Source organism: Nostoc sp. JL31, assembly GCF_017114965.1.
Taxonomy (GTDB): Bacteria; Cyanobacteriota; Cyanobacteriia; order Cyanobacteriales; family Nostocaceae; genus Nostoc; species Nostoc punctiforme_A.
The window spans coordinates 42,162-52,183 of record NZ_JABXKO010000056.1; the positions used below are offsets into that span (position 1 = coordinate 42,162).

At 41.7% G+C, this 10,022-nt stretch carries 6 protein-coding genes; 5 read left to right on the top strand and 1 reads right to left on the bottom strand.

Annotated elements, in window-relative coordinates; genetic code table 11:
* Positions 1 to 34 precede the first annotated feature (34 nt).
* Positions 35 to 2,818 (top strand): filamentous hemagglutinin N-terminal domain-containing protein, encoded by a 2,784-nt coding sequence (locus HWQ43_RS14120; RefSeq protein ID WP_292734508.1) that lies wholly within the window; start codon positions 35 to 37, stop codon positions 2,816 to 2,818.
* Here the strand turns inward: HWQ43_RS14120 and HWQ43_RS14125 are convergent.
* A complete protein-coding gene (locus HWQ43_RS14125) occupies positions 2,812 to 2,979 on the bottom strand; it encodes a hypothetical protein (RefSeq protein ID WP_292734510.1) in 168 nt (55 codons plus the stop codon). The genes HWQ43_RS14120 and HWQ43_RS14125 overlap by 7 nt on opposite strands.
* 293 nt (positions 2,980 to 3,272) lie before the next feature.
* On the opposite strand from HWQ43_RS14125, the gene HWQ43_RS14130 reads away from it, so the two are divergent.
* From HWQ43_RS14130 to HWQ43_RS14145, 4 genes are all read left to right on the top strand, one after another.
* Positions 3,273 to 4,244 carry a calcium-binding protein gene (locus HWQ43_RS14130; RefSeq protein WP_292734512.1) on the top strand — a complete coding sequence of 324 codons (972 nt, stop codon included), beginning with the start codon at positions 3,273 to 3,275 and terminating at the stop codon, positions 4,242 to 4,244.
* A 404-nt stretch (positions 4,245 to 4,648) separates the two neighbouring features.
* Positions 4,649 to 7,312 carry a CHAT domain-containing protein gene (locus HWQ43_RS14135; RefSeq protein ID WP_292734515.1) on the top strand — a complete coding sequence of 888 codons (2,664 nt, stop codon included), beginning with the start codon at positions 4,649 to 4,651 and terminating at the stop codon, positions 7,310 to 7,312.
* 111 nt (positions 7,313 to 7,423) lie between these two features.
* The gene (locus tag HWQ43_RS14140) at positions 7,424 to 8,296 is read left to right on the top strand and encodes an FkbM family methyltransferase (protein WP_292734518.1); all 873 of its coding nucleotides are present in this window, start codon (positions 7,424 to 7,426) and stop codon (positions 8,294 to 8,296) included.
* Positions 8,297 to 8,473: 177 nt separating this feature from the next.
* A complete protein-coding gene (locus HWQ43_RS14145; protein ID WP_292734521.1) occupies positions 8,474 to 9,847 on the top strand; it encodes an alpha-amylase family glycosyl hydrolase in 1,374 nt (457 codons plus the stop codon).
* Positions 9,848 to 10,022 lie beyond the last annotated feature (175 nt).

The window sequence follows — 10,022 nt, forward strand, 5'->3', positions numbered from 1 at the left end:
TTAGGCCAAAGCATTAAAGCGAATCGCCAAAGCGATGACACAGCTTAAAATACCCATCACCACAATCACTATACAAACTAACCTTGATTCAACAATTGCTGTTTCTGTGGGGATGGGTATTGCGATCGCAGCTTTTTGGGCAAATTGCGCTTTTGCTCAAATTACCCCCGATACCACTCTACCGAATAATTCCACCATCAAACTAGAAGGGAACACCAGAATTATTGAAGGCGGAACCAAAGCGGGTGGCAATCTGTTCCACAGTTTTAGCGAGTTTTCTATTCCTACTGGTGGCATTGCTTTTTTTAACAATGCTCTTGATATTCAGAACATTATCAGCCGAGTAACAGGTGGAGCGGTGTCTAATATTGATGGGTTAATCCAAACTAACGGCACCGCTAACCTGTTTCTACTTAATCCCAATGGAATTATTTTTGGACGTAATGCCAGTTTAAGTGTCGGTTCTTTTTTGGCAACAACGGTCGATGCGATCGTGTTTCCTAATGGTGCTCAATTTAGTGCAACTAATCCCGGTGAACCGAGTAGCTTACTGACGATAGTAGGCGATCCGAGTGGTTTCCTGGCTTCTCAGCGGCAACCTGGGAGCATTCAAACCTTCGGTAGTTCCCTCACAGTTCAGGGAAGGCAGAGTTTGGTCTTACTCGGCGGAAATCTCAGCTTCGATTCTGAAGGCAGTAGTCCAGACGGTACATCAAGCGTTTTAGGTACCGCTGACATTCTGGAAGGGCAAGTTGAACTGGGGAGTATTGCTGGGGCTGGCATTGTCCAACTCTCCAGAATGCCAACACCGGATGGTAACCTTCTGAGCCTAAGTTTTCCAGATCAGTTGGCACGGGGAGATGTATCATTCAGGCACGGAAGTACAATCAGTGTTCTTGCTGAAAGTGGCGGCAATATCTCAATTTATGCACGAGATATCCGCATTTTGGAAGGCAGCAAACTTTTAGCTGGGATTGGGGAAGGGTTAAACGGAACGCAGGCAGGAGATATTAGGTTAAATGCAACGGGTGCAATTACCTTGAGCGGTCAATCCAGTGATGGGGAAAGGAGTCAGCTTTCTAACACGGTGAGTCAGGCGAATTCTGTTGGCAATGCCGGAAACATTCTGATTACAGCCAGATCGCTCTCGGTCACTGATGGCGGCGAAATCAACACCAGCACCTTTGGGCAAGGCAATGCAGGCAATATCGCGATCGCCGCTCCAACGGTTTTCCTGGATACAGGGTTTCAGGGGGGTGGGATTTTCAGTAATGCGAACCCGGCTGTTAGTGGAGAAGGCGGGAGTATCTTTATTAAGACGAATACCCTTTCTCTCACGAACGGATCAACGCTAAATGTAGCTACCGCTGGACAAGGAAATGCAGGCAATATTTTCATTGATACGCGATCGCTCTCGGTTACCGGAGGTGCTCAAATTGCTGCCAACACCACTAATGGATTGAATGCCGGGAATGTAGCGATCAATGCCAGGGATACGGTTAAGGTGGATGGGTTTGGAGTGGATCAAAATGGGCAAGTGATGCTTCGAAAAAATGGAGAACCTGCACTCAGTCAAATCATTAGTGGTATAGACGGTGGCAGTGGGCAAGGGGGAGATATTCGCATCACCACCGGATCTCTATTCGTTACCAATGGTGGACAACTCACCGCCAACACCTTTGGGCAAGGGAATGCTGGAAACATTATCGTCAATGTCCGTGACTTTATTTCTCTCAGTGGAAGACTCAACCAAGGCTCCTTCAATGAGCCAAGCGGACTGCTTGCTAGAACTACAAATAGCGGACAGGGTGGAAGCATTATCCTCCAACCCCAAGCTGTTAATCAAGTATTGTCTGTGTTTGTTCAAGATGGAGCCACGATCTCCGTCAACAGCCAGGGCAGTGGCACAGGCGGCAACATCAACATCACCACAGGGTTACTTTCTATAACTAACAGTGCTGAGTTAGCTACCAGTAATATAGGACAGGGTAATGCAGGCGACATAGGAGTTACAGCCCGTTCTATTCGTCTTGATAACAAAGGCAGTATTCAAGCTAGAACTACATCAGGCAATGGTGGAGATATTACGTTTAACGTGCAAGACCTGTTAACCTTGCGTCGTACCAGCCAAATCTCCACTACTGCTGGTACTGACCAAAAAGAAGGAAATGGCGGTAATATCACCATCAATATCCCATCGGGCTTCATCGTCGCCGTTCCCAAAGAAAATAGCAATATTACTGCCAATGCGTTCAAAGGCTCTGGTGGCAAAGTCACAATCAATGCTACTGGTATTTTTGGTATGACAGTGCTGAGTCGAGAAGACTTGGTGCGACTGTTGGGAACTAACGACCTAGCTGAACTCGACCTTCAACGGCTTCCAAGTAGCATCACGGCAATTTCCCAGACAAGTCCTACTTTAAACGGTCAAGTAACTATCAACAGTCCAGATACTGACCCTAGTCGCGGATTAACTCAACTACCCTCCAACCTCGTGGATGCATCCCGACAAATTGCTCAAGGTTGCACTCCCAGAAGACGACAAACCGCTAGTCGTTTTATCGCTACCGGACGCGGTGGATTACCCCAAAGCCCTAATGAACCGTTGCGAGGACGAGCAGTGATTACTGGTTGGGTAGATTTGCCCACGCAAGCAACAGCCATTACGGACAAATTATCTACTGCATCTATGACCAAATCTACCGATCCGATTGTCGAGGCTCAAGGATGGATCGTTGATGGTAACGGTAATATTATGCTTGTGGCTCAATCTGTGCAAAGTTCTTTTATTCCCTCTGCCATGTCTTGTAGTCAATAGACTTCTTGGCATTGTGGGGTAAAGGGGAAAGGTATGGAATTTTCAACAAACCCAGTAACCTTTAACATTTCTCTGACATCTTGCAAAAGCAACTTCTGCAAGATGTCTATCGACCGATAATACAAAATTTCTGCTTGGGGTGCATAAAAAATAAAACTCATCGTATATGAGTTCAGCAGGGAGATTCACTTAGCTCAACTTTCTTCAGCAAAAACCCTGGCTCTTGGGCAAATGCTTTTTAAGTAAAACTGCCTTCCCTTAAAGGTTTCAGGGATAGTGTAGACCTTCTTTAGCGTTTTGTTGCAGATATCTTGTTACCAACAAAACCGATAAAGTCGAGCTAAAACCGGACTTCCAATTGCGTCTCTATGTGATGAAATATCACCCTAGATAGACCTTGCTGAAACCAAAAAACTAAAACCTTTTACTTTTACTACTCAGAGGAATAACTAAAATGCCAACCTATAGTGGGACTAACGGAAATGACAATATTATCGGTAGTATTTTTACTGATAGTATCTTTGGGTTTGGAGGAAACGATACCCTTAATCCTGGGTCTGGACTTAATGATTATATAGATGGCGGCACGGGGGTTGATTTACTCGTAGCCGACTACTCCAATGTCAGCAGTCCCTACAGCTTTTCCTTCAATAATATCGAAAAAATTTCCTTCAAAGGCGGTAACGGAGTTGATAATTTTACCTTCAACAACACCACTGATACCCTATACGGTAATGGTGGCAACGATATTTTGGATGCTGGGGCTTTCGATGATTATCTTAATGGCGGCAGTGGAAGTGACTCTATCTACGGAGGCGATGGTAACGATACCCTTAATCCTGGATCTGGAGTTAATGATTATATAGATGGCGGCACGGGGATTGATTTACTCGTAGTCGACTACTTTAATGTCAGCGATCCCTACAGCTTTTCCTTCAATAACATCGAAAAAGTTTCCTTCAATGGCAGTAACGGAGTTGATAATTTTACCTTCAACAATACCACTGACACCCTATACGGTAATGGTGGCAATGATGTCTTGGATGCCGGGGCATTTGATGACTATCTTAATGGCGGCAGTGGTAATGACTCTCTCTACGGAGGCGACGGCAATGATATTTTAAATGGTCGTACAGACAACGATTACCTTGTGGGAGGAAGTGGAGCCGATAAATTTGTCTTCGATTCTCTGTCTGATGGAATTGATTACATTGCAGACTTTAAGTACTTTGAAGGAGATAAAATTCAGATTTCTAAATTTGGATTTGGTGCGAGTTCTACCAGTCAGTTTAGTTATAACAACAGCACAGGTGCTTTGTCTTTTGATAAATCTCCGTTTGATGCGATCGCATCGGTTCAATTTGCCTCTCTCCAAACCAACTTAGGGAGCGGATTTCTTCCTAGTGTTGACATCGTTTTGGTTTAATGACGACAAAACGCTTTACAGAAATCATCTACATGACAAAACATAGGACAGGTTACTGGATTTGTTGTTATTTTCAGCTACCTGTCCTTTTCCTGATCCCGAACTCATACCAATTCTGTATGAAAATGCGCTTATAGTGCAAGAAATAAAGAACGAACCGCCAAGAGCGCCAAGTACGCCTTCGCGAAGCGTCTCGAAGAGAAGAAATAAGAAATTAAGAGATTTGGCGCAGCTTCACAAAGAAACAGTATCAGGTTAATTAGATTGTGGAGGCTCAAGGATGGATTGTTGATGGTAAGGGTGATATTATGCTTGTGGCTCCATTTGTGCAAAGTTCTTTTATTCCCTCTGCCATGTCTTGTGGTCAATAATTCGTTACTCCAAGATTCAAGGGAGGAATTCTGATGAAACCCAAGATTCATAAAAACAATCAGTGGCAACGGATATGTGACGGATTTAATATATGGTTGATTCATCCCTTTAAAATCCATAAGTTGCCTGTTTTCATACTCTTGGTTCTGGTGACAGCTTTTTTGTGCATTACTGCTTTTCCTGTTGCTGCAACTATAGAGACACAAAATATCGTAACTCTTGGAGTGTCAATCAAAAATCCTCCTGCACAAACACAAGACTTGCTGCAAGAGGGGAAAGTGCTGTATGAGGCAGGAAAATTTGCAGAAGCGGTTAGAGTTTTGCAACAAGCAGTTAAAAGTTTTGGCAGCCAAGGTAATGAATTGCAGCAAGCTGTGGCATTAAGTAATTTGGCGTTGGCATATCAAAAACTGGGTAATTTGCCACCAGCGCAACAGGCAATTACGGATAGCTTGAAGTTGCTCGAAAAATCCTCTCCTGCCGAAAATCTTCAGGTTTTAGCTCCAATTCTAGATATTCAAGGTAGTATTCAACTAGACTTGGGACAAGCTGAACAGGCACTTAATACCTGGCAACGTGCGGAAGCCAGCTATAAGCAATTAGGCGATCGCAATGGTATTATCCGCGATCGCATCAATCAAGCTCAAGCATGGCAAGTTTTGGGATTTTACCGTCGGGGTTTGACAATCTTGACTCAATTGCAGCAGCAGTTACAATCAAAACCTAATTCAGTTAGTAAAGCAGTAGAATTACGGTCTTTCGGGGATGCTTTGCAATTAGCAGGAGATTTGGATCAATCCCGTCGGGTATTAAAGCAAAGTTTGTCAATTGCCCAAAAATTGGATTCTCCCCAGGATGTGAGCGCGGCTTTGTTCAGTTTAGGCAACACGGCACAAGGACAGCAAGATTTTAAAGGGGCAATAGAGTTCTATCAGCAAGCTGCTGCGATCGCTCCTAACCCGATTAGCAAAGTTCAGGCTCAAGTTAATCAGTTGAATTTACTAGTGAACACGGGACAAACAGCCCCCGTGCAGACACTATTGCCGCAAATTCAAACTCAATTGACACAACTACCTGCTTCTGTAACAACTATTTATGCCCAGATTAATCTAGCTCAAAGCTTGATGAAATTCGGGACTACACCCCAAGCGATCGCTCAAATCTGCGCGAGAGCCTTGCAACAAGCTCAAAATTTGGCAGATAAACGAGCCGAGAGCTTTGCCCTTGGGACTCTAGGCAGTGTATACGAACAAACAAAACAATGGTCAATAGCCCAGAACCTCACCCAACAGGCACTGAACATAGCCGAAACAATCAACGCCCCAGATATCGCTTATCGTTGGCATTGGCAGTTGGGACGCTTGTTAAAACAGCAAAGAGAGATTGAGGGCGCTATTGCCAGCTATGATACTGCGATCGGTGAGTTGCAGACTCTCCGTAGTGACTTAGTAGTTGTGAATCGAGATGTCCAGTTTTCCTTTAAAGAAAGTGTAGAACCTGTATATCGAGAGTCCGTAGAATTATTGTTGCAGTTCCAGCAAACTCATCCGAGCGAACCAATCCTAGACAAAGCTAGACAGAGGATTGAAGCACTGCAACTAGCGGAATTAGACGACTTTTTCCGGGAAGCTTGCATTAATGCCAAAACTGTTTTGCTTGACACAGTGGTAGATAAAGATAATCCCACAGCCGCAATTATTTATCCAATTATTCTGCCTGATCAACTGCAAGTGATTATCAAAATTCCTAACCAACCACTGCGTAATTATACAGTAAATAAGTCCCAGAATGAGGTAGAAGGTACTATTAAAAAACTCAGAGAGTATATATTAGAACCCGATCGGTCTGAGGAAGTGCAAGCGTTATCACAGGAAGTCTATGGGTGGTTAATCAAGGAAATTGAGTCAGATTTAAAAGATGGTGGAGTCAAAACCCTTGTATTTGTACTGGATGGCATATTGCGAAATGTGCCAATGGCTATATTGTATGACGGTCAGCAATATCTGGTAGAAAAATACGCTGTAGCACTCAGCTTAGGACTCCAGTTACTCGCACTCAAACCCTTGACACAAACAAAACTCAATGTACTAGCTGCCGGGTTAGTGCAACCACCACAAGGCTTTCAACAGCAATTTCCACCGCTACCAGAAATTAAATCAGAATTCGACTCTATTTCCCAAGCGATCGCATCTACCACCCAGTTACTAGACCGAGACTTCAACAGCAAAAACCTAGAGAGTAAGGTAAATACTGTGCCATTTAATGTGTTGCATCTGGCAACTCATGGTCAATTTAGTTCCAATGTTGAGAATACTTTTATACTTGCAGATGATGGGCCGATCAACGTTACGCAATTTGATAGCCTACTGCGTCGTCGAGATCAAACTCGCTCAGAAGCCTTGGAAATGCTGGTGTTAAGTGCTTGCCAAACCGCTACTGGTGATAATCGCGCCACGCTAGGGCTAGCAGGAGCATCCGTGAAAGCTGGCGCTCGTAGTACCTTGGCTTCACTATGGCATATCAGCGATAAATCTACTGCTATCTTAATTGGTGAATTTTATCGTGAGTTAGTTAAAACTAAGGTGACAAAGGCTGAAGCCTTGCGTCGTGCCCAAGTAAAGTTGTTAAAAGATTATCCTAATTACAGTCGTCCTGGTTACTGGGCACCTTATGTTTTAGTTGGTAACTGGCTTTGACGAATATCCACTTATTGAAGTTTCTAGAGATTGCCCTTTTGGAGTGTGTACAAAAGGGCTATGTAATGTAGTGAACTAATTTTAAATATTTTTAATTTAGAACTAAAACTTATGTCATTCAATCAAAAAGTTAACTTACCAAAGGTAACGCTTCCTAATAGTAGTGAGATTCTTTGTCTGCAAAAAAATGAAGAAATATTTTTAATGTACGAGCAAGTACAAGAGTATTTTAGATATGGAATTGAACTAAATGAAGGTGATACAGTGTTTGATGTAGGAGCTAATATTGGTATATTCTCTTTATGGGTATACAAATTGTGTAATAAAAATGTAAATATTTATGCGTTTGAGCCTATTCCTCAAACATATCAAGTGTTGGAACAGAATGTTAAAAGCCTCGATCCAGAAAAAATAAAGACAATAGCTTGCGGTATTTCACAAACATCAAAGGTTGAGACATTTGCTTACTATCCTAATACTACATCTATATCCACTGCATACCCAGATGGTTCAAAAAAGGAAATAGATAAATTTAAAAAAGCTGCTTTTCAAAAAATCGATGCTATTCGCGATTGTAACGATTTATCTTCACCTTTATATTGGTATACTAAAATACCTCGTTTCTTGCTTTCGTTGATACTTGACTATAAATTCAAGAAAGCTTTCATCGTAAAACAAGTCACCTGTCAGTTAAAAACTTTATCTGAAGTTATACAAGAGTACAAAATTCATAAAATTGACTTACTAAAAATAGATGTAGAAAAAAGTGAATTAGATGTACTTTTAGGCATCAAAGAACAAGATTGGTCAAAGATTAAACAGATTGTTCTTGAAGTACACGATCTAGAAAATAGAGTAGATAAAATTTCAAGATTATTGAGAGATAAGGGATTTAATAAAGTTATAGTAGAGCAAGAAAAATATCTCAAAGGTACTGGTATCTGCAATATGTATGCTTTGCGAGAGTTCGGTACGCCGATCTGAAAAAACAACAATAGCTTTTTGCCACGAACGTATACACAGAAATTTAGTATCCAGGCATTGGGATTTATATTCTATCGGGAGAAGCGATCGCAGAAATCGACAAAGAAGAATTAAAGGTTTTCCCAGGAAATTTTATGGCATAGTAAAACACGATAAGGTTTAGGAGTAATATCTTTGATGAAAAATATTTTCATCTGTGCAGTTGTAATCTGCACAACTTGTATTTACCCGATTAAGACATCAGCAGGAGAAAAACCTTCTGCGATTTTTCATGCATTTAATCAGCAGTACACTGATATTGAAAAGTTTGTCTGTGAAATAGGGAAGCAAGGATATTCTCACATTCAAATTTCTCCAGCCCAAAAATCTAATCCTGCTCCAGAATGGTGGGCACGCTATCAACCTGTAGACTACAGCATTATCGAAGGTAGAGGTTCACTCTTCAATTTAAAAAAACTTATTAGTCAAGCCCACAATTGTAATGTCAAAGTGATTGCTGATGTTGTTTTCAATCACATGGCTAATTTAGATGGCAATGATGATTTTGAAGATTTAACTAAATTTCCAGGCCTTTCTATCAATGACTTTAATTCGGACTCAAACCGTCCAGGAAAAAAATCTTGTAACATTAATTATAGTGATAACAACAGAGATTCAGAAATTAACTGTTGGTTAGGTGGACTTCCTGAATTGAGATTTACCAATAATGTTAAAAAAATTCAAAAAGCTCATCTAAAAAAATTGCTAGATTTAGGGACTGATGGATTTCGGTTTGATGCTGCCAAGCATATCCCAGCAGATGTTGTCAAAGAGTACATCAGCTATGTGGATCAACAAAGTCAAGGAAAAGCATGGAATTATCTTGAGGTAATCACAGATAGCGACACCAGTGCAGAAAATTATAACTGGATTGCTGCTGTCACAGATTTTGTTCTCTACAATTCAATGAAAAATGCCTTCAGCTTTGGTGGAGATTTGCGTTCTCTGCGAGTTCCCACAGCCATAAACGATCCGCGTAGTGTCACTTTTGGCAGAAATCACGATACTATCCGCGAGATTAATTCCAATGCCATTAACCCCTATAGCGATCCTTCTGACTCTTTCCTCGCAACAGCATATATCCTGGCGAGAGAAAGTGGCACTCCTTTAATACTGAACTGGGATAATAGAGATGCTGCTTTTATCAAATATGGTGTCAAATTCCGCCAAATTATGCATCAACGAAGAACTCAAGGAAAAAATACCAAAGAAAATGTTTTAGCAGCAATTGATAGTCCGACTGTATTACTAATGGAGCGAGGCAGTGAAGGATTCTTTGTTGTCAATAAAGGGGAGAATAAATTTAATATCCCAGCACTAGATTTGACCTTGACGAATTTGGATGGATGTTATCGAGAACTCCGTAATAATTTTACTGTTGCTATTGAACGTCGCGATCGCAAGAAAAAATTTATAACTCGTTGGGGAAGCTGGAATAGAGGCGGTATGGAAGTTCAAAAACGCGATGCACTCTATTTTATTCGAGAACCTTTTAATCAATGTCAAGTGTAGACGCTCCATCCTGCTCTTAGCAAGGCAAGAGACGCGATGAATCGCCGTCTCTACAATAATTAGTCTTTCATCTTGACGGCGATTTATTGCGTTTTGGTGATGAACCTATCCCACTAATACCGAAATATGGTAATCTACTTCTCGTATGAGAGGGGTGTATCTGTGTATGGCTGGG